We start from the raw sequence: 23307 nt of genomic DNA, 5'->3' as shown, positions 1-23307 counted from the left end.
TTAAAGCGTTTGCTCCAAAATGCGAACAACTAATTGCTCAAAACTTGCCCCATTTGCTTTAGCTGCCATAGGCACTAATGATTTTTCTGTCATTCCGGGTACAGTATTAACCTCTAATAAATAAAAGTTGCCTTGCTCATCTTGCATTGCATCTACGCGGCCCCAACCGCTTGCGCCAACTAAGTCAAACGCTTCTAACGACATAGCCTGTAATTGCTGCGTATCGTGCGCCGATAAATTGGCTGGGCAATGATACTGCGTAGTATTTGATTGATACTTTGCCTGATAATCGTAAAAGCCATTTGGCGTTGTCATTTCAATTACGGGCTGTACCTCATCACCTAAAACAGTCACTGTAAATTCACGACCCGTTATCCACTGCTCAACCAACACTTGGCTATCAAACTTAAATGCATTGATTAATGCATCTTCGAGTTCTTGCGCAGTAGTTGCTTGTGCCATACCAATGCTCGACCCTTCATGAGAAGGCTTAACCATCACTTTTTTAAATTCAGCCATGATAGCGTGTGCATCAAAACCTTTTTTAGCATCCACAACGGCATAAGGTGCGGTGCTTAAACCGGCTGATTTAAACAAGTGCTTACAACGAATTTTATCCATTGCAAGCGCTGAACCCAGTACGTTACTGCCGGTGTAAGGTAAGTTCATAAACTCTAATGCACCTTGAACAGTTCCGTCCTCACCACCTCGGCCATGTAGTGCAATAAAAACACGATCTACATTTAACTCTTTGAGTTCCCACAACGACCGATTTTGAGGATCGAATGCAATCGCATCTACACCGCAATTTTGTAATGCATTAAAAACAGCCTGACCCGACTTTAATGACACTTCACGCTCTGCTGAGTTACCACCAAGCATTACCGCTACTTTACCAAATTGTGCATTTACTTGGGTCATACTTCACCTTGTTTTAATTTTTCTATCGACATGCCTGTTGCTGCTAACGTTTTTACTAACTGACCTATATTACCCGCACCTTGGGTCAATACTAAGTCATTATTTTGCAAATTATCTGCTAATACACCCGCAAGCTCTTTACTTGATGCTACATGCAATGGCTCTTTGCCACGTTGACGAAGGCTTCGGCATAAACTTTTACTATCAGCGCCCACTATAGGCTCTTCGCCTGCGCCATAAACATCTAATAATAAAAGCTGATCTACATCGGCAAGTACTTTTACAAAGTCTTCATATAAATCACGAGTACGACTATAACGATGCGGCTGATAAATCATTACTAAGCGTTTATCGGGCCACCCCTCGCGTACTGCTGCAATAGTGGCTGCAACCTCTGAAGGGTGATGACCGTAATCATCCACTAACATTATATTGCCGCGTTCGTTTTCAAATTCGCCGTAGTGTTGAAAACGACGGCCAATACCTTCAAACTTTTGTAATGCTTCTAAAATTGCTTGGTTAGCAATATTTTGATCTTTTGCTACTGCAATCGCTGCAGTTGCATTTAATGCGTTATGTTTACCTGGCATATTTAGCGTTGCCGTTAAACACTCACCTTGTTTATTGGTTACCGTAAACGTACACGTATTAGCTGACTGGCTAAAATCACTCATACGATAATCAGCCGTTGACGACTCGCCATACGTAATAATAGGACGCCCAAAACGAGGAATTAGTTCGGCGGCTACCTCAGAGTCGATACACACAACAGCCAGACCATAAAATGGCAGGTTATGTATAAAATCGACATAAGTGTCTTTCATTTTTTCAAGGCTGCCACCGTATGTATCCATGTGATCTTCTTCAATATTGGTGATCACCGATACCATAGGTTGTAAATGTAAAAACGACGCATCACTCTCATCAGCTTCTGCAATTAAAAAATCGCTTTTACCCACTTTAGCGTTACTGCCTGCACTATTTAATAAACCACCAATAATGAAGGTTGGATCGAGCCCAGCTTGTGCATAAATACTGGCAATTAAACTTGTTGTTGTGGTTTTACCATGTGTACCTGCAATGGCTATACCATGGCGAAAACGCATTAATTCAGCTAGCATTTCAGCACGACGTACAACAGGAATTCTTGCAGCTTTTGCGGCAATTATTTCAGGGTTAGTTTCGTCAATAGCACTTGAAACTACCACCACATTGGCATCTTTTACGTTATTTTCGTGATGACCTATGAATACTTCTGCACCCGCTTTAATCAAGCGATCTGTCATCGCACTATGCGCAATATCAGACCCTGTAATACGGTAACCTTCAAAAGCGAGCACTTCGGCAATACCGCCCATACCCGCTCCACCAATACCAATAAAGTGGATGGTTTCTATTCGACGCATTGCAGGTCGTATACTTTTGTTTTGTACTGATGCTTCTTTCACTTACGCTCTCTTATTTGATACTTGCTCACAGTGCGCGGCTACGCTTGCTGTGGCATCTAAAATGGCTTGTTTTTTTGCGTTATTAGCCATTTTATTAATTAAACTAGGGTTTACTAAGTAAGGGGTTAATAGCGCAACAATCGATTGCTCATTAAATACACTTTGCTGCATGAGTAACGCTCCATCTGCCTCAACCAAATATTGGGCGTTAGCCGTTTGATGGTCGTCAACTGCATGAGGAAACGGCACAAACACAGCCATTTTTCCCGCTGCTGCAATTTCACTTACCGTTAGCGCACCAGCTCGGCAGATAACAATATCAGCCCAAGCATACGCTGCATCCATGTCATCAATAAATTCCGCAACTTTTACATTATCGCTTTCGAACATGTGCGTTTTGTATGTTTGCTCAACGTTGTTTAAATGTCCTTTACCTGTCTGGTGCCATACATTTATTGCACTAGTTTTGTTAAGCGCTTTAAATGCACTTGGAAGTGTTTGGTTTAGTACCTGAGCCCCTAACGACCCTCCGACAACCAACATATTAACCGGTGTTGAAACATCACGCGTCGCTATGTCTATTACACTTTGACGAACTGGATTGCCGACAAGTTCAGCTTGTCCTGCATCAAAAGCGCTTGGAAAAGCCGCTAAAACGCGATTAGCAAATCGTGAAAGCCATCGGTTGCTCATTCCAGCAACCGCATTCTGTTCATGAATAACTAACGGAATACCTAAACTTTTTGCAGCAATACCTGTTGGTCCAGTTACGTATCCTCCCATGGCAAGAACAACATCTGGACGTTGATTTTTCAATACCTTACGCGCTTGCAATATTGCATTAATGACCATGAATGGCGCTTTAACAAGGCGTTTTAATCCGTTGCCACGAACACCTTTTACATTAATAAAATCAATTTCAATATTGTGCTTAGGAACAACGCTTGCTTCCATTCTATCGGGTGTGCCAATCCAAGTAACTTGCCACCCCTGCGCTTTTAAGTAATCAGCAACTGCAATACCTGGAAATATATGCCCGCCAGTTCCACCAGCGACTACAACACACTTTTTACTCATCGTTTACCTCCGCCTGAGGTCGCTTGTTTAGTTGCCATTTTAGTTTCAAAATCAACGCGTAATAATATTCCGGTTGCTATGGTCATAATCATCAAACTAGAACCACCATAAGAAATAAACGGTAATGTAAGACCTTTAGTTGGTAAAATCCCCGCACTTGCCCCTACATTCACCATGGTTTGAAACGCAAACCAAATACCTATTGCAAAGGCAAAGTAGCCTTCGTATTCTTTACCGCACTTTAAGGCTTGCTGGCCAATTAATAGTGCTCTAAATACTAAAGTGGCGAGCACCATTAAAATGCTTACCACGCCAACTAAACCAAGCTCTTCGCCAATAACCGCAAAAATAAAATCATTGTGTGCTTCAGGAAGGTATTGCAACTTTTGCACGCTATTACCTAACCCTTGGCCAAACCATCCACCTTGGCTGTATGCCATTAATGATTGAACGAGCTGGTACCCTTTCCCGAATGGGTCATCCCAAGGGTCTAAAAAGCCAACAACACGCGCCATACGATAAGGCTCAACAATAATCAACAAAACAACCAAGCCAATCCCGGTTAAAATAAGGACAAAAAACTGCCATAGTTTTGCGCCCGCTAAAAACAATAAGCCAACTGTTGTTACAAACATAACAACTACGGTGCCTAAATCAGGCTGCAACAAAATAAGCAATGCATACACGGCAAACACTGCAATAGGTTTTGCAAAGCCTTTAATGTTCTCTTGTACTTCTTCACGCTTTCGGACCAAGTAACCCGCTATGTAACTAAAAAAGTACAATTTAGCGGCTTCAGCCACCTGAAAACCAATGGGTCCAATTGGGATCCACCGCTTGGCACCATTAACCTCTCGGCCAATAATTAATACAGCAATGAGCAATACCATGCCCAGTATCAATAAGTATGCATTTGAGCGTTTCCACCAATCCATTGGCACACAAACCGTGATCCAAAAAAGTACAAACGCAACGGCCAAAAACATCCCGTGACGAATAGCAATATGATGTGAGTTATCAAAAAGGCGTTCTGCCGTTGGCATAGACGCACTCATCACCATAATAAAGCCAACACCAATTAGCATTAGCATTGAATAAAGCAAAGGCACATCGTAAAGCTGCGGCGAGGGTTTTGGTGTTAATGTGTCTTTTATTTGTCCAAGCGCAATCATATGTTATCCGCCAAAACACACTTAACAAAGTCATCACCACGTTGCATATAATTGTTATACATATCAATGCTTGCACATGCTGGCGCTAATAAAACTACATTACCCGGCGAACTAAGCTGCTTAGCTAAATTAACCGCCTCACTCATGTTATTTGTTAAATGGCTTTTGCTGCTCAGAGCCACTAGCTTTTTGGCATCTTTACCAAAACAGATCAGCGCTTTTACATGCTTTTGTAAGTAAGGTTTAAGCGGGTTTAAATCAGCGCCTTTTGCATCGCCTCCCGCTATCACAATTAAGTTTTGAGTTTCTGTGGCCAAACTGTCTATGGCTGCTATGGTAGCGCCTACATTTGTTGCCTTTGAATCGTTAAAGTATTTAACGCCATGTTGCTGAGTAACAAATTGGCAGCGATGAGCCAATCCGCTAAACTCATTTAGTGCCTTTTTATAAGCCTCTTTACTAATATTAAAGGGGCTTAGTAACGCCATAACCGCAAGCGTATTTAAATAATTGTGCTTACCTACAACAGCCAGTGTATCAACAGGTAAAAACGCTTCATTGTTAGCGAAAAAATACGTACTGCTATTATGCTGCCCTAAATAATATTCACCCTGTTGAGTACCAAAACCAATTTTAGCCGTAGCACTGCTACTGGACGGATGCGTTTGTTTGTCATCTTCATTAACAACAAGACATTGTGTACCGTTGTAAATAGACAGCTTTGAATCTATATATGCTTGGTAGCTATCGTAACGATCTAAATGATCTTCAGATACATTTAACACCGTTGCACTCACCGATTTTAAGCTTGTTGTGGTATCTAATTGAAAGCTCGAAAGCTCAAGCACATAAACATCAAAGTCGTCATTGAGTAAATCAAGTACTGCGGTACCAATATTGCCGCCAAGTGCCACATTAAAGCCAGCCGCTTTTAACACGTCATAGGCTAAAGTCACTACGGTTGATTTACCATTTGAGCCAGTCACTGCCACTACAGGTTTAGTATTAATGCGCGCAAATAGCTCAACATCACCTATTACTTCAACACCCGAATTAATAGCACTCGCAATGGCAGGCGTTTTAAGGCTTAACCCAGGGCTTACAATAATCATATCACTGCTATTAAGCCCAGCAGCATCTAAGCTGCCAAAGTGTGTATTTAAACTAGGAGCATGACTGCTCAGCCATTCAATCCCCGGGGGATTTGCTCGACTGTCGACAACCTTTGGCGTTAAACCGTGAGATAGTAAAAAACGCACAATGCCCAGACCGGTTACACCGAGTCCGAGCACTGTTATTTGTTTATTCTTTATCTCGTTTAAATATTGCATTTATCTTATCTTTAATGTCGCAAGACCTGCGAGAACCAACACAATAGATATAATCCAAAAACGCACAATAACGCGCGGCTCTGGCCAACCTTTTAATTCGTAATGATGATGGATAGGCGCCATTCTAAAAATTCGTTGCCCTCGTAACTTATACGAGCCCACTTGTAAAATCACCGACAACGCCTCCATTACAAAGACACCGCCCATGATAATCAGTAGAAGTTCTTGACGAACCAGCACTGCAATAATCCCCAGCGCTCCACCTAATGCTAATGAGCCTACATCACCCATAAATACTTGCGCCGGGTAGGTGTTAAACCATAAAAATCCAAGCCCTGCACCAACAATGGCAGTACACACAACCACAAGCTCACTGGCTAATGGCAAATGAGGAATATGTAAGTAAGCAGAAAAATTAATATTACCGGTTAAGTAAGCAATTATGGCAAGTGCCGCCGCAACTAAAATAGTCGGTACGATAGCGAGGCCATCTAGACCATCAGTCAGGTTTACAGCATTTGATGTTCCAACCAATGCAAAATAGGTAATAACAATGTAAAACAAGCCTAACTGCGGTAAAACATCTTTAAAAAACGGCACAACTAAAGACGTTTCTGCAGCTTGCGTACTTGTAAAGTACAATGCAGTTGCAACCACAAGTGCAATTACTGACTGCCAAAAGTACTTCCATTTCGCTATAAGCCCTTTTGGATCTTTACGGATAACTTTTCGGTAATCATCGATAAAGCCGACAATTCCCAGTGAGCCAATTACAAATAACGTTGCCCACACATACTTATTAGAGAGATCGGCCCACAATAAGGTACTTGTAAAAATTGCCGCTAAAATAAGCAGGCCACCCATAGTTGGCGTACCCGATTTTGATAAGTGTGATTGTGGACCATCATCGCGTACTGTTTGCCCAATTTGCATTTTTTGCAAACCACGAATTAGCTTTGGTCCTAAATACAGAGACATAATGAGCGCAGTTAAAATCCCCAAAATAGCGCGCAGCGTTAAATACGAAAAAACATTAAAACCACTAAAATACTGTGTTAAATACTCAGCCAGCCAAACTAACATTATGATACTCCATTGATGGCTTGTTGCTGGCCATTAACTAAATCGGTTACTAATAATTCCATGCGAGAACTGCGTGATCCTTTCACGACGATGGTCGTTTTTTTATTTACTTGATTAATTGTGGCTTGAATTTGTTGCTGCATCTGATCGCGGTTTGAGAAGTGACGATTCGCAAGTGCAAATACATCGCTTGCACACTTACTCAACACACCTAGCGTAAATAGCTCATTAATGCCTTTTTCAAGCGCATATTCGCCAACTTCTTGATGGTATTTACGTGCGTCTTCACCAAGCTCACCCATATCACCCAGCGCTAAAATACGATGCCCTTGCATATCACTCAGTAAGTCAATGGCAGCCTTAACCGATTTAACATTGGCATTGTAAGTATCATCAACCACGGTGAGCATGTCAGACACTTCTATTAAGTTTACGCGCCCTTTTACATCGTCCATCGTCGCCAATGCATGAGCAATCTCATCTAAAGTGACATCAAGCTCGCTTGTCAGTGCAGCTGCAATAAGCGCATTGCTGATATTATGTTTGCCTGGTAATGCGAGAGTAACAGGTACCTTTTTTTGTTTTGTACATAACGTAAAGCTTGCACGTGCATTAGCATCTAAGCTTATATCTTCAGCCCAAATATCGAGTTTTTCAGAGGTTGAAAAGCGCTTTATGTTGCGCCCTTCAAGTTTATCTAGCCAATATTGACTAAACTCACTGTCGCAATTAATTATGGCTACGCCATTTTCTTTAAGGCCATCAAAAATTTCGCCTTTTGCTTTGGCCACGCCCATCAAGCTACCAAAACCTTCTAAGTGGGCTGGTGCTACATTACACACTACCGCTACATCAGGTTTAGCCATTGCCGTTGTGTATGCAATTTCACCTAAATGATTTGCACCCAGCTCTATTACTGCAAAACGGTGTTGTGGCTCTAAACGCAACAACGTTAGCGGTACGCCAATATCGTTATTAAAATTACCTTTGGTTGCCAGCACATCGCCATGCACAGATAAAATAGCCGCGCACATTTCTTTTACTGTGGTTTTACCCACACTGCCCGTAATAGCGATTGTTTTAGGTGCTACTTGCGCCATAACCGCTGTACCAATAGCGCCTAATGCTATACGCGTGTCATTCACTATAAACTGGGCAATATCAACATCGACTTTATGATCGACAATAACGCCTATCGCGCCTTTTTGTTTTGCCTCAGCTATAAATTTATGGCCATCAAAATTTGGCCCTTTGAGTGCTAAAAACACTTCACCTTCGCATACTGTGCGAGTATCTGTATTTATGTTGAGCACTTGCTGATTATCACCCTGATAATCGGTTGTTAACACATTGGCTAACCAATCAAAATCCATCGGGATCATGCTTGAGTCCCTCTATCTGTTTTTATTAATTGTTCTTGTACAAACTGGCGATCGCAAAAGTCAATGCGTTCATCGCCTATAATTTGATAGTCTTCGTGGCCTTTTCCCGCAATTAACACCACTTCATTAGAAGCTGCATTATTAATTGCATAACTAATTGCTGACGCTCTATCAGCTTCTAAATGAGCGCTTTGAGGTGCAGCTAAACCTGAAGCTACCTCTGCAATAATCACATTTGGATCTTCTGAGCGTGGGTTATCGCTGGTAATAATCACTTTGTTAGCATTTTTTTCAGCAGCTTGGGCCATTAATACGCGCTTCCCCTTGTCCCTGTCACCACCACAGCCAAATACACAGCTCACGCCACCTGGCACATGTTTTTGCAAGGCTTGTAGTGCTAAAGCTAATGCTTCTGGCGTATGCGCATAATCAACTACGCAAGTTGGTTTACCCGCAACACTAAATGCTTGCATTCGTCCTGCTACTGGCTGAAGTTGTTGGCAACCTGCAATAAGTTGCTCAAGGGGATAACCTAAACCCAATAGTGTGGCCAAAGCAGCCGTTAAGTTATAAAGATTAAATTCACCAAACAGCGGCGATTTTACCTTAATATCACCCCAACTTGTAGATAATTGCGCCGAAATACCTTCATCCGAATAATCAACATCTGAAAAGTACACATACTGTGCATTTTTAGGCGCTAAATTTTTTCGTCCGTAGCAAATTAAATTATTAAAATCGTATTTTTCGAGCCACTGCCCTGCTTGGTTGTCATCTTGGTTTAGTACAACAAGCTGTGGGGCAAAATCACGAAATAGCATGAGTTTTGCATCACCATAACTCGCCATATCACCGTGGTAATCTAAGTGATCGCGAGAAAGGTTAGTAAATACAGCAGCTTTAAACTGGCACTGTGCAACACGGTGCTGCACAAGTCCGTGCGACGACACTTCCATTGCCACCAGCTTTTTATCTGCTTGATGTAAGTCGCTCAATATATGTTGTAAATCGACTGCTGAAGGCGTGGTGTTTATGAGCGGCGTTAAATTATCTGGATGGCCAAAACCAAGCGTACCAATAATTGCTGACTGCGTATTACAATACTGCGCTAAATGAGCAATCATAGCCGCGGTAGTCGATTTACCGTTTGTACCGGTTACACCAATTAAATCAAGGTTATGGCTCGGTTTATCGTAAAAACGACTAGCCAGTTCAGCCAACTTTTTATCAAGCTCAGACACTAAATAAAGTGACTCAAATGCAACATCAAACTCGCACAGTCTGTCGGCAATAACTGCGACAGCACCCTTTTCAATTGCTTTAGCTATAAACTGCCCGCCATCTAGCTCATGGCCTTTTATTGCTACAAATACATCGCCTGGGTTGACGTCTCGGCTATCTAATCGCAAATGACTTACAAGCTGCGATGGTGCATCTATTTCTATGTATTTTAAAATGCTTTTTAAATCACGCATCGTTCTTTTTACCTTTTACGTACGCAACTTCTTCCTTGTCGGGTGCGACGTTTAATATTCTTAATGCGTTAGAAACGATTTCTGCAAATGCAGGGCCTGCAGTGGCACCTCCATAGTACACATCACCGCCAGGTTCATTGATCATTACTACCACAGCTAAACGTGGATTACTTGCTGGTGCAACACCTGCAAAATAACCAACATATTCATCACCGTAACCACCTACTGCGGCTTTTTTAGAGGTACCCGTTTTACCCGCTGCACGGTAACCATCAACTTTAACGTTATGTGCTGTGCCACCACTTTCAAATACGCTTTCCATCATGTTTACTACCGCTTCAACATCTTGCTGTTGAAAAACGCGATCCCCTTCAGGGATAGAATCTTGCTTTAGTACAGTGAGCGGTCTGTTAACACCTCCCGCGCCTAACATGGCATAGAAGCGAGCCATTTGCGCAGTACTAACAGCAATATTGTAACCAAATGACAATGCAGCAATTTCGTGATCAGACCAACGACGATTAGGGTAAAATAAACCACTGCTTTCACCTACCATACCCGTGCCAGAGTCAGATCCGAACCCGACCTTTTGGAATAAACCCACCAGGTAGTCTTTTGGAACCAACTGAGTAACCTTAGTCACCCCCATATTTGACGAATATTTTAGTATTTCTCGTAGTGACATTTCACCATGGTTACGCGTATCTTGGACTAAACTTCCCCCTAAACGCATCCAACCTGGGTAGGTGTCAATTTGTTCATCGGCTTGAATTGCGCCGTAGTCTAGCCCAGCTAAAATGGCCAGTGGCTTAACGGTTGAACCCGGTTCGAACAAATCAGTAATAGCGCGATTTCTGCGTTTATGGGGAGCCGCATCGGTTAGATTATTTGGATTAAAAGACGGGCTATTAACCATTGCTAATACTTCACCGGTTTTAACATCAACCACCATGGCTGAACCCGATGTAGCCTTATAAGATAAAACCGCTGACTTCACAGCCTTATAGGCAATTGCCTGAATACGTTGATCAATACTTAGTTGAATACTTTCGGGCTCTACACGTTCTCGTTCATCTAGCACTTGCACTTCACGGCCTTGGGCGTCTTTTCTTATAGTTCGACGACCTTCTTCACCGGTTAAAGCGTTTTCGTAGAGCTTTTCAATGCCTTCAATGCCTTTACCATCGATGTTGGTAAAACCAATAATATGCGCGGTCACTTCGCCAGCCGGATAGTAACGCTTAGACTCATCCAATAAATGAATACCAGGAAGACGCAAGCCACCAATATAATCGGCTACTGCAGGGGTTACTTGGCGTTTTAAATAAACAAAACGACGACTCGGATCATTTAAAAGTCGGGAATTAATTTTTGCCTGATCAATACGTAATACATCAGCTAATTCGCGCCAACGTAAATCGTTTTTGTAATACTGTGTGGTGCGTTTGTTTAGCTCTACTGCATTATCTAACAACGCTTGTTTGTCTTCACCATTTTTTCGCGCTTGCCTAACAACTTTAGATACCAGTGATTTATGTAAAGCCTTAGGGTCAGCATACACACTCACAACGGGTACACTGACCGCGAGCTCTTTGCCATTGCGGTCAAAGATCATTCCACGTTGCACATGAAGTTTTTCAACGCGTACTGTACGTTTGTCACTTTCCGAACGTGCTTTATCAGGTTCAATTACTTGTAAATAAGCGGCACGAGACACTAGCGTCACAAACACCAAAAACACAACCGAACACACCAGCATAAAGCGCCATGTGATTAAGTTGTTAACTGGTTTTTTGCCTCGATTTCTCATTTTACTATAATTACCTGTTCATCCTGACTCGTCGGTCTTTTCATTTTTAATTGCGAGGTTGCCACTTCTTCAATACGCGCATGCTGAGAGTAAAACTCCTCCTCAACTAGTAAGTATCGCCACTCTAAATCAAGCTCATCTCGTTCTTGCAGTAATTTATCTTGTTCAATTAATTGCCCGCGCGCTAAATGCGTAACTTGCACTACGCTAAAGCCAGAAACAAATATCGTAACCAATAAGGCCAAGGTGAGCTTATTAGCACCAAGGCCTTTAATTATTTCGAAAAATAAATTGGGAGGTTGACGATGATTTGCTTTTGTATTCATCCCAACCTCTGAGCAATCCTAAGTACAGAGCTTCGTGAACGCGGATTGCGCGCTACTTCTTCAGTGCTTGGTTTAATAGCTTTACCCACTGCTTTTAACGTCAGATTTTGATTTATTTGTGCATCGGTTAAAGGCAGACCTCTGGGTAATGCTTCTCCCTTACTCTGTTTTCTAATAAATTGTTTTACTATGCGATCTTCAAGTGAATGAAACGAAATGACCACTAAGCGACCGCCCGGCTTTAATACTTTTACGGCCGATTGCAGCGCCGTTTGTATCTCTTCAAGTTCGCTGTTTATATAAATACGAATAGCCTGAAAAGTGCGCGTTGCGGGGTGTTTAAACTTATCTTTCACTGGTACGGCTTCATCAACTAAATCAGCAAGCTGCTTAGTTGTTGTAATGGGTGTGTGCTCGCGAGTTTCTAAAATTTTATGTGCAATACGCTTGCCGAACTTTTCTTCACCCAACTTTTTAATGACGTGGGTGATATCATCTAACTCAGCTTCTGCCAACCACTGAGCAGCACTTCGGCCGCTTGTTGGATCCATGCGCATATCAAGCGGGCCATCTTTCATAAAACTAAAACCGCGCTCAGCATCATCAAGTTGTGGAGATGACACACCAATATCTAATAAAATGCCATCCACTTTACCAATGAGATCGTTTTGCTCAGCTACATCGTATAATTTTGAAAATCGAGTGTGTGCTATAGCAAAGCGGGAGTCATCGGCAAATTTTTCAGCCGACTTTATAGCCTGTGGATCTTGGTCTATTGCCTGTAAGCGTCCTGCGTCGCCTAAACGAGCAAGTATTTGACCTGAATGACCGCCTCGTCCAAATGTGCCATCCATATATATGCCGTCTGGCTTAATTGCTAGGGCATCAATGGTTTCGTCCATCAAAACAGATACGTGTTCAAATTGCGCTGTCATTAGCTATTGTTTGCCTTTTTTTGTGCCGTTAAAGTGTAAAGTTATCTAAATCTGAATTAGGCTCAAAATCACCTAGCCTCTCAAGCTCAGTGTCTTGGCGCATTTGTTCGTTCCAACGCGCTTCATCCCAGATTTCAAATTTATTCATTAACCCAACTAGCATTATTTTTTTACCAAGGTCTGCATGCGCACGTAACGACGGCGCTAACAAAATCCGACCATTTTTATCAAGTTGATACTCTGTCGCATTGCCTAACAACATGCGTTGCATTCTACGGGCACGTGGATTCATATTGGAAATTTTAGCTAAGCGACTTTCTATTTCTTGCCATTCAGCCAATGGATACAACCACAAGCAGGGCTCATTTAACGCGATGGTACAAATCACTGTTCCCTGATCTTCAGATAGCAGCGATTCTCGGTACTTGGTCGGCACCGCAAAACGTCCTTTATCATCCAAACTCAGTGAACTCGCGCCACGGAACATAATTAGCCTGCTTTAAATTATTTTAATCAGCTATTAATCTATGCTGATCCAGTTTGATCCACTAAAAACCACTTTTTACCACAGTGCTCCAGTTTAGGGCTTGACAAGCCTTTTTGTCAAGTAAGCTGACCTCCTTTACCGAGTCTCTAAGCTAGAAAAAATAAGGGTTCAGGCGAAGCAGTTGAATTACGTGGGAAAAAGTGGAGATACAAACAAAAAAATATTTTCATCCATTTTAATAACTTTTTGTTTACATGGTTTGATTACTGAATAAACAGTGAATAATTACAATTTTTTAGCGGGTTTTACTCACTTTGTAATATTTACTTAGATCGGTGGTAAGAGTTACTGCTTCGTTTTTATTATATGTTAAAAACGACTCAACAAAAAACATTATAACCAATAAAATCAATTGGTTACATAAATATCACAGTCTGGTTTAATTGTTGCTTCAGTAAATGCACTACTTAAATACTTTTACTCATTAAGGATTGATTATGGCTACTGCTACGACGACTAAACAAAATACGACTACAGATATTAAGTCTGACACTAAAGCACAAACGACTGATGCCCCACTGACAGAAAAAGCAACATCAGCTGCTCACGATGCTGTTGATGCACTGTCTACAAAAGCAGCAACAGCTGAAAGTAGCGTGAGAAAAGGTGCATCTAGTTCTGCTGAGGCACTGAGCGAAAAGCAATTAATTGCTCGCGAAAAGCTGAGTGAGTGCACAGCTAAAACACGTGCCTTCGCATCTGAGAATCCTCTAGCTACAGCAGGAATTGCATTTGCAGCGGGTATGTTAATTACGTCATTATTCCGTCGTAAGTAAAACCTGATGGAAAATTTCCACTCGAGCACAACCAAGGATGGTACAGCGCAAAACCAAACGACTGATCAACAGTACCAAAAGGATGATTGGCAAGATCATATTGCAAAACTCTTAACGTATTCAAAGCAGCTCAAGGATGATTATCACACTCAAGGAAAGATCACCCACCAGCTTGCAAAGGCTGAATGGCGCTTATCGTTAAGATCGCTTGCATTGATCTCTATATTTTTAGGCTGTTTTGCCAGTGGTTTGGTTTTGTTGTGGGCGGGCGTATTAGGTGCGGCAGGTTATGCGATATACGACCTATTTGGTTCTGTGTGGGTAAGTATTGCAACCGTTACACTATTACAGGTCGCATGCTTATTTTGGCTATGGAAAAGCGTTGCGTATTTAAGCAACAAAATAGGCTTTAGCAAAACCCTTAAAAGCATTAAACAATTATTAAACTTACAAGGACATTAATATGTTAGTTGATATGTTGATTAAAAACCCTGATGCAAACGTAAAAGCACTGACTAAACAAATGGATTTACAAAGCGAGCTTAAGCGACAACACCAAGCCGCGTTTGTATATCGATTAAAGCGTTTTGCAGCCAGTAAAGTAGGCTTAAGCAGCGCATTTATAGCTGGCGTTGCCGTTCAGTCTGGTAAAAGTGAAACCAGCCTTATAAGAAAATACGGCTGGCTAATTAGGTTAATTGGTTAGCTGGTTAACAATGCCCTGCCATGTGCTTGCAAATAATTTATTTCTGGCCCTTTTGGTACAATCTGGGTGGGATTAATCATAGTGTGGCTAAAATAGTAATGCCGCTTGATATGATAGAAATCAACCGTATTTGCAACTCCCTCAACTTGGTACAAATCCCTTAAGTATCCACTCAACGAAGGGTAACTCTCAATTGTGCGCAAATTGCATTTAAAATGCCCTACATACACACAATCAAACCTAATTAACGTTGTAAATAAGCGCCAATCTGCTTCCGTAATTTTGTCACCCGCAAGGTAGCGTTTTTTACACAGTATTTTTTCAACTTTGTCTAGAGCTGTAAACACATCGTCGAATGCTTGTTCGTAAGCGTGCGTTGTCGTTGCAAATCCAGCTCGGTAAACACCGTTATTAATATTTGGATAGACTAACGCATTAAGTTCATCAATTTCACTACGAAGTGATTCAGGGTAGTAATCGTCTTTATTACCTGTTATTTCATTAAACGCACTATTAAACATGCGTATTATATCGGCAGATTCATTACTAACTATCTTGTTCTGTTTTTTGTCCCACAAGACAGGAACAGTTACTCGTCCTGAGTAATTAGCATTATTTTTAGTATAAACTTGGTGTAAGTAATCACTAGCAAATAAGGCATCACCCGTGCTGTGGTTATTTTGATCAAACTCCCAGCCATTAACCAACATGTCGGGGCTTACAACCGATACAGAAATAAGTTCATCAAGCTTTTTTAATGTACGAAAAATAAGTGTGCGGTGCGCCCAAGGGCACGCTAACGAAACATATAAATGATAACGCCCAGCCTCAGCTTTAAACCCCCCTTCGCCAGTTTCACCTGCGCTACCGTCTGACGTGATCCAATTTCGTAATTGCGCGGCTTCTCGCTCAAACTTTCCGTCGCTTGAATCTGTGTCATACCATTTATCTTGCCATTGACCATTAACAAGTAATCCCATTATTTGCTCCTCAAAAATTAAATAAGTGTGCCAAATTGACCATTTTGGTAATCACGAACGGCCTGCTGTATTTCGGCTTGTGTTGTCATAACAAATGGCCCCATGTGTGCAATGGGTTGCTTGAGCGGATCACCCGCTAAAATTAATACACCTGCACCATGTTGCGTTGCTATATCAATATCGCTACCTTGCTCTAAAATTAGTAACTTACCCGCCTTGAATGTTTGATTATCTGGCGTGATAAGGGATCCCGAATGTATGTAAAGCATCACATTTTGTTGTTTCAAAGGAGCAAGCTCTAGCTGCTTACCAGCAGGTAAATTTACATCGGCTAAAGCCGCATTTGCAGAGAGCTTTTGAATACTTGATGTTAATTCAACTGCTTCAAATTGCCATGAACCAGCAAGGGCAGTTAATGTAACACCATTTTCATTTTTAAAAGTTGGAGCTGGGCTTTGCGTTGTATCTTGATAAATGGGATCGCGCATTTTTTCTTTGCTTGGCATATTGATCCAAATTTGAAAACCATGGAGTCCGTCTTTGGCATCAGGCAGAGGCATTTCGCTGTGGATCACTCCATTGCCTGTACTCATCCATTGCACATCGCCTGCTCTGATCGCTTTTTTATTACCCATTTGATCTTTGTGCTCAAATCCTCCTTTAATAATATAAGTAAACGTTTCCATACCTCGGTGCGGATGCGCAGGAAAACCGCCCATATAATCAGCTTCGTTATCTGACTTGAGCTCATCGATCATTAAAAACGGGTCAAGGTATTTATCATCGAATCCAGGGATACGGCTTATATTGACACCGTCACCATCTTGAGTTGCATAAGATGTTAATATTTTTGCTATATTCATTTTTTAAATCACTATCTGAAATATTATCTATACTTATTTAAGCACTGATAAAACCAAACAACCATGTCTTTATATCGCGCTAACCATTCGTTTTTTTAGAATGTTCTGATAGTGAAATATTTTTTCATAACAACTTATAAAATATGGTTTTTTTATATTTTATTGACTACAATCACCATTAAATTTACTCAAAAAAGGGACGGAGTATTTTAACCTCATCGCTCAAAAGTCAATTTTATAGGTTACTGATCATTATTAGTATCCCGGGCATTCTTGTGACATTTTTAGCCCTATGGGCAGAACGCGAGGCTGCGATTGAAAAAAGCGAAGAAAAAGTCGTTAATATTGCTAAGCATTTAACCCACCAACAAACAGCAATGATTGGAGAAACTGAGCAACTCACTCGGTTTTTAGCAAACACAATTGCTGCAGAACCCAACCTTCCGGACACGTGCCCTGGCTATTTTTACCAAATACAAGAGCTCTACACTAACGTTGCCAATATTGGTGTAGTTGATGACAAAGGAAACTTAATTTGTGTAACCAATGGCATAGTTAAAAATGTGTCTATTAGTGATAGGCAATACTTTAAAAATGCCATAGCAAATAAAAGCTTTTCAATTGGGTATTTTCAATACGACAGAAGCATTCAAGCACCCAGTGTTAACTTTGCTCACCCTATTATTGATAAGCAAGAGCAATTAAAGGGCGTTGTTGTTACAGTGATTGCACTTGACTGGTGGAGTGCAGCTTTAGACAAAGCCGAATTCCCAATGGGTTCGAACGCTGTTATTGCTGATTCTAATGGCCTTGTACTGGCAAGTTACCCAAACTCATTGCTACCTTTGGGGGAAAAAATAAACAACAAACACTTTTTACATGGCGATAGCTCATTGGCTATGTTTAAAGACGATAACAACGTCAATCAAATCTTTCACCGAGCAACTATTTATAATGACATTAATAACAATAACTTAGAAATTTACATCACATCGCCCACTGATAAATATATTGTTCGAGCAAATAAACACTTTTTAGAAACTATTATTTTATTTTTTAGCGCTATTTTAATTATTGCTTTTATTGGCCACCATTTAATTAAAAAAAGTATTTTTTACCCTATTGAAAAACTTTCCCAAGCAACCGATATATTGGCACAAGGTAATATGCCCGCTCATAAAATTAAACCTAATAGTCCTGAATTATCGGCTTTGTATACGCGCTTTGAAGCCATGGCTGAAACACGTTTGCAAACAGAAGCCGATTTAAAAAACAAACATAACGAGTTGACTGGGTTACTAAATGCCCTCCCCGATATGTACCTTAGATTCAACAATACAGGTACTATACTTAACGTTAGCGGCACCATTATCCCGCTATTCGCCGCAAGCAGTAAACTGCCTGAAAACTTATTAGACATATTACCAAAAGATATCACTGAACAAATTTTGAGTGAAGCATCCAACCGCGAAGACGTCATCACTTTTGACTTTAAAATAAGTACAGGTGTGGCGGACCACTATTTTGAGGCGAACATAAATCATCTTGAAAAAAGTGATGAGCTAATACTTGTGCTTCGTGATATCAGCCAACGCAAAGTAAATGAAGACTCGCTTCACTTAGCGTCTCTTGTTTATGGTAACAGTAGCGAAAGTATGGCAATTACAGATGCCAACGGTATTATTTTTGATGTAAACCCTGCCTTTTGTGAAACAACACAATATTCTAAAGACGAAGTAATTGGCCACTCTACCCGCATACTTTCTTCAGGGGAGCACTCAAAAGAGTTTTATGAAAAAATTTGGGCATCCATAAATGCCACTGGCCGCTGGCAAGGCGAAATTATAAATCGTAAAAAAAATGGGGTACTATTTACTGAGTGGCTAAATATAGACACTGTTTACGATGAAAATAACAAACCTGCACGCCGAATAGCTATCTTTACTGATTTAACTGAAAAAATACAAGCAAATAAAACCATTTGGCGACAAGCTCACTTCGATCATTTGACCGATTTACCAAATCGATTAGAGCTTAAAAAGCGACTAAATAAACAGTTTTCTAATGCAAATAATGAAAGCTTTGTAGTGATGCTTTTAGATATTGATCATTTTAAAGATATTAATGATACTTTAGGCCACCACTATGGAGACAACCTATTAAAAGTGGTGTCGCAGCGTATTGTCAATTCAGCTAAAAATGCCGAATTTGTTGCGCGTATTGGGGGGGATGAATTTGTTATTGTTTTTAATCATATTAAAAGTACTCGCCATATAAACCAGATTGCTAGCAATATTTTACAAAGCTTATCGTCTGCGCTACATGTTGAAAATGAAGAAGTATTTATAAGTGCCAGCATGGGTATAGCCTGTGCGCCCGAAGATGGTGAAAATACCGAGCAGCTATTAAAAGCAGCCGACCAGGCAATGTATAAGGCTAAAAATAATGGCCGTAATGGCTTTGAATTTTTCTCTCGTGATATGAGAGAGCAAGCACAAGCTCGTATGGTGTTACTCAAAGACTTGCGCTGTGCAATAGAATATCACCAGTTCGAATTATTTTATCAGCCTATAGTATCGCTAAACGATTTACATATACACAAGGCTGAAGGCTTAATACGCTGGCAACATCCACAAAAAGGGCTAATAAGCCCTATTGCGTTTATTCCACTTGCTGAAGAAACAAGGCAAATTAATGCCATTGGCCAATTTGTATTTTCCCAAGCAATAGAAACACTCACCGATATAAAAAAATTTACTGATGACGATTTTCAAATAAGTGTAAACGTCTCCCCTGTACAATTATCTACTGCTAATAGTGGTATTGATGATTGGTATGCCATGCTCGATGCCGCTAAAATTTCCCCCTCTTCTATTGTTGCTGAAATAACAGAAGGCTTAATGGTTAACCCTGAGGAACTGACGCAAAAGCGCCTCAAACAAATTGTGAAATCAGGGATGCAACTGGCGCTTGACGATTTTGGTACAGGCTACTCATCGCTTGCCTACTTACAGGAAATGGATACTGACTACTTAAAGATTGATAAACGATTTGTTGATAATATTAAAGCTGATAGCCAAGAACTATCGTTGTGTGAAGCAATTATTGTAATGGCTCACCAGCTTGGTTTAAAAGTAATAGCAGAAGGCATTGAAACACCTTTACAATACCAGCTACTAACTGAGGCTGGTTGTGATTATGGGCAAGGTTACTTATTTTCCAAGCCTTTAAATAAAAGCGATTTTATGGATCTTATTGCTGAGAAAAAGGTAATTCTTTCAAAGTAAACTTACCGTGATTAATGAATTTTGTTAGGGCTGGGTTAAAACATAAATTAATCTATTTCTGTTATGCAATTAAAAATGCGTCTATACGGTCAAGTCCAAGAAGCAAATAAATTTCTAACAGGATTTCAAATGGCAAAACCCACATTAGATCAATGGCGGATGTTTAAAGCCGTGGTAGAACATGGTGGTTTTGCTGGCGCCAGTGCCGCGGTATTTAAAAGCCAGTCAACGGTTCATCATGCAGTGCAAAAACTCGAAGCCGCTTTGCAAATAAAACTACTTGAGGTGAAAGGCCGTAAAGCGTTTTTAACGGAAAGTGGAAAACTTATATTACGCCGTGCAGAGTTTTTAATTGAAGAAGCGAATAAAATAGAATCTGTTGCAAATACACTAAGTGAAGGAGTGGAAAGTACATTAAAAATAGCAGTTGATGAAGTATTCCCTCAGCCTATTTTGTATCAAGCACTTGCTAAAACAAGTGAGCTTTATCCATTACTAAAAATCGATTTGATTGAAAGCGTGCTAACTGGCGCCAATGAATTACTTAACAATGCGGTGGTTGATTTAGCTATTTCATCAGTTCCTATTTATGGCATTAGTTGTAGCAAATTGACAGATGTTGAGTTTATTGCCGTAGCGCATAAAAATCACCCACTTAACAAATATGAAGAACAATTAAGCTTTCGAGATTTAAAACAACATCGACAAATTGTAGTGCGCGATTCTGCAACACACACTAACCAAGACGAAGGTTGGTTAGGCGCAGATATGCGCTGGACCGTTAGCCACTTACGTAATTCAATTGATATGGTGAGCCAAAATCTAGGTTACGCGTGGCTTCCGTTTGATCAAGTCACTCATCTTATTAATGATCATACACTCAAGGTACTAAACCTTGAGCAAGGCATTACGCGTCCTCTTAACTTATATTTAATGTGTAACGATGTTGATAGATTAGGCCCTGCAGCACAAGAATTTAAAGATCAACTTACAGCAATAATTGCAGCAGAGTACGATTGATTAATCGTTTTTGATACCCAGGTGATCAGCAACATACGCGCCGCGTTCACCTAGCTCTTTCTCTGGTCCAATTGTGCTGTCTTTTGCCGTTTGCTGCTCTGTTTCTGCGTTAATAACGGCTCCCATGGTGACGATGTACGCGCTTATATATAACCACATTAGCATGATGACCACCCCACCCAAGGATCCATAAGTTTCGTTATAACTTGAAAAACGCGATACATAAAATGAAAAGCCAATAGATGCTATAATCCAAAATACGGTTGCAATAGCAGAGCCGAGCGTTATCCAACGCCATTTAGCCGCTTTTCTATGCGGTGCGTAACGGTATAAAAGCACCAAGGCAAAGTTAAACGTAAGGGCTAGTATTGGCCACGACACGACCTTAATTAACAAATCAATACTGTCTTTGAGACCTACTAAATTTAGTACTATAGGCAAAATACCTATAATCAACAGCGCAAAAATAGCGACTAAAATAGCACCTACCGAAAACATAAAACGAACAAACTGCGCCCTCAAGAAAGAACGTTTTTCATATTCATGATAACTTATGTTGCAGGCTGTAATTAATGCTTGGCTTCCCTTAGAGCTACTCCAAATAGTGAGTAATAGCGTACCTAACGCCCCTAAAGTTAGCCGTGCCTGAGAGCTTTGCGTGAGTTCTGAAATTTGCGATAAGATCAGTTCACGTGAACTATTTGGTATTAAGGTTGTAAACTGCCTAAGGTGCTCACTGATCTCTGCAGGTGAAGCAAAATAAGCGTATATAGAAACCAAAGCAGCAATAGCTGGGAAAATAGCAAGTAACGCATAAAATGCCACTCCGGCAGAAACCAAAGATAAATTGTCTTTGCTCATGCGCGCAAAAATACGCTTAGCAATATCCCACCAGCCCTTCATTGGAATATGTGCTGGTTGCTCTGCATATTGACCTCTTTTTGGCTTTTTCATACTTAATCTCACTATAGTTAGTACTTTAATGAAGCAAAATAACTGCCAACTTAAAAAAGGTGTTTGGTATTAAACTTGCTGTTAAAGTAAAAGTAACTAAACACGGAAGAAACCCAATGCCTACAATAGCATCAGACGTACCATCGGCTGTCAGTACACCCTCCTTAAATCCTGTAATGGAAGGAAATGTGTTTTCGTGGCAATTTCTTTATGACCAAAGCATGCAATTAGTTCACGCTACAGCGCAAATATTACCCACCTTATTGTTAGGTTTACTCTTACTCACTATTAGCTATTTTACAGCAGGCCCTCTTTCACGCTTGCTCATAAAACCTATCAATTTAGTAACCGATAGTAAGCTAGTATTGCTGGTTGTAAGGCGCGGTATTAGTACTTTAATCATTTTATTAGGCCTGTATCTGTTTTTACGTTTAGCAGGGCTTACTGAATTTGCGGTAGCTATAATGAGTGGGACCGGTTTAATAGGCTTAATATTAGGCTTTGCTTTTAGAGACATCGCAGAAAATTTTATAGCAAGCTTACTTTTAAGTGTACAACGCCCGTTTAAAATAGACGATGTAATTGAAGTAGATGGACGTTTAGGCGTTATAAAAAAAGTAACGGCCCGTGCCACAACGCTTGTTGATTACGATGGTAATCACATTCAAATTCCAAATGCTACGGTGTATAAAAATACCATCAAAAATTTAACTGCTAACCCCAAAATGCGCGGTAAAGTGGAAATAGGTATAGGTTACGATAACGACATACGCAGCGCGCAAACGCTTGCTCTAAATATAGCAAACAAACAAACGGCCGTATTAAACGATCCCCCAGCACAAGTACTTATAAAAAATTTAGGCTCATCAACAATAAACTTTATTTTATATTTTTGGGTTAATAGCGAGCAGCATAGTCCACTTAAAGTAAGCTCTCAGCTTATGCGTGAACTAGTTAATGAATTTACTGAGCAAAATATAAGTATGCCGGATGATGCTAGAGAACGGATTTTATTAAATGCCTCTACCGAGGAATTTTCAAGCTCAGCAGTAAAAGAGCGTTTAAATGAAAAGAAACCACCGGAAACCCACGAGCAAACCGAAACACTTAACGATGTAAGCAGTGATACTGACGAAATACGCGAACAGGCAGAGCAGTCAAGGGATCCTGAACAAGGAAAGAATATTATTTAAGTTAATAAAATTTAGATGCAA

Annotated in this window: 21 protein-coding genes; 6 read left to right on the top strand and 15 right to left on the bottom strand. The window is 40.6% G+C overall.

Features of this window, described 5'->3' with window-relative positions; translation table 11 throughout:
• From MTP24_RS02885 to mraZ, 12 genes are read right to left on the bottom strand one after another with little or no spacing between them, the layout of a single operon-like run.
• On the bottom strand, positions 1 to 921 hold the full coding sequence (locus tag MTP24_RS02885) for a D-alanine--D-alanine ligase (protein WP_010555686.1): 921 nt from the start codon (positions 919 to 921) through the stop codon (positions 1 to 3).
• On the bottom strand, positions 918 to 2369 hold the full coding sequence (murC, locus tag MTP24_RS02880) for a UDP-N-acetylmuramate--L-alanine ligase (RefSeq protein WP_138740413.1): 1452 nt from the start codon (positions 2367 to 2369) through the stop codon (positions 918 to 920). Before murC ends, MTP24_RS02885 begins: the two co-directional genes overlap by 4 nt.
• On the bottom strand, positions 2370 to 3446 hold the full coding sequence (gene murG, locus MTP24_RS02875; protein WP_039036385.1) for an undecaprenyldiphospho-muramoylpentapeptide beta-N-acetylglucosaminyltransferase: 1077 nt from the start codon (positions 3444 to 3446) through the stop codon (positions 2370 to 2372).
• Positions 3443 to 4618 (bottom strand): cell division protein FtsW, encoded by a 1176-nt coding sequence (gene ftsW / locus MTP24_RS02870; protein WP_243532690.1) that lies wholly within the window; start codon positions 4616 to 4618, stop codon positions 3443 to 3445. The genes murG and ftsW overlap by 4 nt, the downstream gene beginning before the upstream one ends.
• On the bottom strand, positions 4615 to 5949 hold the full coding sequence (gene murD / locus MTP24_RS02865) for a UDP-N-acetylmuramoyl-L-alanine--D-glutamate ligase (RefSeq protein WP_243532687.1): 1335 nt from the start codon (positions 5947 to 5949) through the stop codon (positions 4615 to 4617). The genes ftsW and murD overlap by 4 nt, the downstream gene beginning before the upstream one ends.
• Positions 5950 to 7032 (bottom strand): phospho-N-acetylmuramoyl-pentapeptide-transferase, encoded by a 1083-nt coding sequence (gene mraY, locus MTP24_RS02860; RefSeq protein ID WP_006792142.1) that lies wholly within the window; start codon positions 7030 to 7032, stop codon positions 5950 to 5952.
• Positions 7032 to 8414, bottom strand: a complete 1383-nt coding sequence (gene murF / locus MTP24_RS02855; RefSeq protein ID WP_243532685.1) for a UDP-N-acetylmuramoyl-tripeptide--D-alanyl-D-alanine ligase — start codon at positions 8412 to 8414, stop codon at positions 7032 to 7034. Before murF ends, mraY begins: the two co-directional genes overlap by 1 nt.
• The gene (gene murE, locus MTP24_RS02850) at positions 8411 to 9889 is read right to left on the bottom strand and encodes a UDP-N-acetylmuramoyl-L-alanyl-D-glutamate--2,6-diaminopimelate ligase (RefSeq protein WP_243532683.1); all 1479 of its coding nucleotides are present in this window, start codon (positions 9887 to 9889) and stop codon (positions 8411 to 8413) included. Before murE ends, murF begins: the two co-directional genes overlap by 4 nt.
• On the bottom strand, positions 9882 to 11699 hold the full coding sequence (locus MTP24_RS02845) for a peptidoglycan glycosyltransferase FtsI (RefSeq protein WP_008126791.1): 1818 nt from the start codon (positions 11697 to 11699) through the stop codon (positions 9882 to 9884). Before MTP24_RS02845 ends, murE begins: the two co-directional genes overlap by 8 nt.
• Positions 11696 to 12025: a cell division protein FtsL gene (gene ftsL, locus MTP24_RS02840; protein ID WP_006792138.1), complete on the bottom strand. Its 330-nt coding sequence runs from the start codon at positions 12023 to 12025 to the stop codon at positions 11696 to 11698. The genes MTP24_RS02845 and ftsL overlap by 4 nt, the downstream gene beginning before the upstream one ends.
• Positions 12022 to 12960, bottom strand: coding sequence for a 16S rRNA (cytosine(1402)-N(4))-methyltransferase RsmH (gene rsmH / locus MTP24_RS02835; RefSeq protein ID WP_010555681.1), 939 nt, complete (start codon positions 12958 to 12960; stop codon positions 12022 to 12024). Before rsmH ends, ftsL begins: the two co-directional genes overlap by 4 nt.
• Before the next feature lie 28 nt (positions 12961 to 12988).
• Entirely contained in the window at positions 12989 to 13447 is a 459-nt protein-coding gene (mraZ, locus tag MTP24_RS02830) for a division/cell wall cluster transcriptional repressor MraZ (protein ID WP_010555680.1), read from the bottom strand.
• Between the two features lie 497 nt (positions 13448 to 13944).
• On the opposite strand from mraZ, the gene MTP24_RS02825 reads away from it, so the two are divergent.
• From MTP24_RS02825 to MTP24_RS02815, 3 genes are read left to right on the top strand one after another with little or no spacing between them, the layout of a single operon-like run.
• Entirely contained in the window at positions 13945 to 14283 is a 339-nt protein-coding gene (locus MTP24_RS02825) for a hypothetical protein (protein WP_010555679.1), read from the top strand.
• A 6-nt stretch (positions 14284 to 14289) separates the two neighbouring features.
• Positions 14290 to 14745 carry a hypothetical protein gene (locus MTP24_RS02820; RefSeq protein ID WP_006792134.1) on the top strand — a complete coding sequence of 152 codons (456 nt, stop codon included), beginning with the start codon at positions 14290 to 14292 and terminating at the stop codon, positions 14743 to 14745.
• 1 nt (position 14746) lies between these two features.
• Positions 14747 to 14989, top strand: coding sequence for a hypothetical protein (locus tag MTP24_RS02815; RefSeq protein WP_006792133.1), 243 nt, complete (start codon positions 14747 to 14749; stop codon positions 14987 to 14989).
• Here MTP24_RS02815 and MTP24_RS02810 read toward each other — a convergent pair.
• Both MTP24_RS02810 and MTP24_RS02805 read right to left on the bottom strand, forming a co-directional pair.
• Positions 14986 to 15969 carry a glutathione S-transferase family protein gene (locus MTP24_RS02810; RefSeq protein WP_243532681.1) on the bottom strand — a complete coding sequence of 328 codons (984 nt, stop codon included), beginning with the start codon at positions 15967 to 15969 and terminating at the stop codon, positions 14986 to 14988. The two genes, MTP24_RS02815 and MTP24_RS02810, sit on opposite strands and share 4 nt — an antisense overlap.
• 17 nt (positions 15970 to 15986) lie before the next feature.
• Positions 15987 to 16832, bottom strand: coding sequence for a pirin family protein (locus MTP24_RS02805; protein ID WP_243532679.1), 846 nt, complete (start codon positions 16830 to 16832; stop codon positions 15987 to 15989).
• A 275-nt stretch (positions 16833 to 17107) separates the two neighbouring features.
• Here MTP24_RS02805 and MTP24_RS02800 point away from each other — a divergent pair, with 275 nt between their 5' ends.
• Positions 17108 to 20119, top strand: a complete 3012-nt coding sequence (locus MTP24_RS02800; RefSeq protein WP_243532677.1) for an EAL domain-containing protein — start codon at positions 17108 to 17110, stop codon at positions 20117 to 20119.
• Positions 20120 to 20248: 129 nt separating this feature from the next.
• A complete protein-coding gene (locus tag MTP24_RS02795) occupies positions 20249 to 21139 on the top strand; it encodes a LysR family transcriptional regulator (RefSeq protein ID WP_243532675.1) in 891 nt (296 codons plus the stop codon).
• Here MTP24_RS02795 and MTP24_RS02790 read toward each other — a convergent pair whose 3' ends face one another.
• Positions 21140 to 22093 carry a YihY/virulence factor BrkB family protein gene (locus tag MTP24_RS02790; RefSeq protein WP_243532673.1) on the bottom strand — a complete coding sequence of 318 codons (954 nt, stop codon included), beginning with the start codon at positions 22091 to 22093 and terminating at the stop codon, positions 21140 to 21142.
• Between the two features lie 116 nt (positions 22094 to 22209).
• Between MTP24_RS02790 and MTP24_RS02785 the strand changes: the two genes are divergently transcribed.
• Positions 22210 to 23286 (top strand): mechanosensitive ion channel domain-containing protein, encoded by a 1077-nt coding sequence (locus MTP24_RS02785; RefSeq protein ID WP_243532672.1) that lies wholly within the window; start codon positions 22210 to 22212, stop codon positions 23284 to 23286.
• Positions 23287 to 23307 lie beyond the last annotated feature (21 nt).

Origin of the sequence: Pseudoalteromonas sp. APM04 (assembly GCF_022809815.1) — a bacterium.
In the GTDB taxonomy this organism is placed as follows: domain Bacteria; phylum Pseudomonadota; class Gammaproteobacteria; order Enterobacterales; family Alteromonadaceae; genus Pseudoalteromonas; species Pseudoalteromonas marina.
Note: the sequence above shows the minus strand (reverse complement) of the source record. Positions and strands in the feature narration are given on the sequence as shown.

Excerpts from the sequence above, each read along its gene's own strand:
- MTP24_RS02845 (WP_008126791.1), bottom strand. The coding sequence starts at position 11,699 with ATGAGAAATCGAGGCAAAAAACCAGTTAACAACTTAATCACATGGCGC.
- MTP24_RS02805 (WP_243532679.1), bottom strand. The coding sequence starts at position 16,832 with ATGAATATAGCAAAAATATTAACATCTTATGCAACTCAAGATGGTGAC.
- mraZ (WP_010555680.1), bottom strand. The coding sequence starts at position 13,447 with ATGTTCCGTGGCGCGAGTTCACTGAGTTTGGATGATAAAGGACGTTTT.
- MTP24_RS02795 (WP_243532675.1), top strand. The coding sequence starts at position 20,249 with ATGGCAAAACCCACATTAGATCAATGGCGGATGTTTAAAGCCGTGGTA.
- MTP24_RS02790 (WP_243532673.1), bottom strand. The coding sequence starts at position 22,093 with ATGAAAAAGCCAAAAAGAGGTCAATATGCAGAGCAACCAGCACATATT.
- ftsL (WP_006792138.1), bottom strand. The coding sequence starts at position 12,025 with ATGAATACAAAAGCAAATCATCGTCAACCTCCCAATTTATTTTTCGAA.
- murG (WP_039036385.1), bottom strand. The coding sequence starts at position 3,446 with ATGAGTAAAAAGTGTGTTGTAGTCGCTGGTGGAACTGGCGGGCATATA.
- murF (WP_243532685.1), bottom strand. The coding sequence starts at position 8,414 with ATGATCCCGATGGATTTTGATTGGTTAGCCAATGTGTTAACAACCGAT.
- MTP24_RS02885 (WP_010555686.1), bottom strand. The coding sequence starts at position 921 with ATGACCCAAGTAAATGCACAATTTGGTAAAGTAGCGGTAATGCTTGGT.
- MTP24_RS02785 (WP_243532672.1), top strand. The coding sequence starts at position 22,210 with ATGCCTACAATAGCATCAGACGTACCATCGGCTGTCAGTACACCCTCC.
- MTP24_RS02825 (WP_010555679.1), top strand. The coding sequence starts at position 13,945 with ATGGCTACTGCTACGACGACTAAACAAAATACGACTACAGATATTAAG.
- MTP24_RS02810 (WP_243532681.1), bottom strand. The coding sequence starts at position 15,969 with ATGGGATTACTTGTTAATGGTCAATGGCAAGATAAATGGTATGACACA.
- MTP24_RS02820 (WP_006792134.1), top strand. The coding sequence starts at position 14,290 with ATGGAAAATTTCCACTCGAGCACAACCAAGGATGGTACAGCGCAAAAC.
- murE (WP_243532683.1), bottom strand. The coding sequence starts at position 9,889 with ATGCGTGATTTAAAAAGCATTTTAAAATACATAGAAATAGATGCACCA.
- rsmH (WP_010555681.1), bottom strand. The coding sequence starts at position 12,960 with ATGACAGCGCAATTTGAACACGTATCTGTTTTGATGGACGAAACCATT.
- mraY (WP_006792142.1), bottom strand. The coding sequence starts at position 7,032 with ATGTTAGTTTGGCTGGCTGAGTATTTAACACAGTATTTTAGTGGTTTT.
- ftsW (WP_243532690.1), bottom strand. The coding sequence starts at position 4,618 with ATGATTGCGCTTGGACAAATAAAAGACACATTAACACCAAAACCCTCG.
- MTP24_RS02815 (WP_006792133.1), top strand. The coding sequence starts at position 14,747 with ATGTTAGTTGATATGTTGATTAAAAACCCTGATGCAAACGTAAAAGCA.
- murD (WP_243532687.1), bottom strand. The coding sequence starts at position 5,949 with ATGCAATATTTAAACGAGATAAAGAATAAACAAATAACAGTGCTCGGA.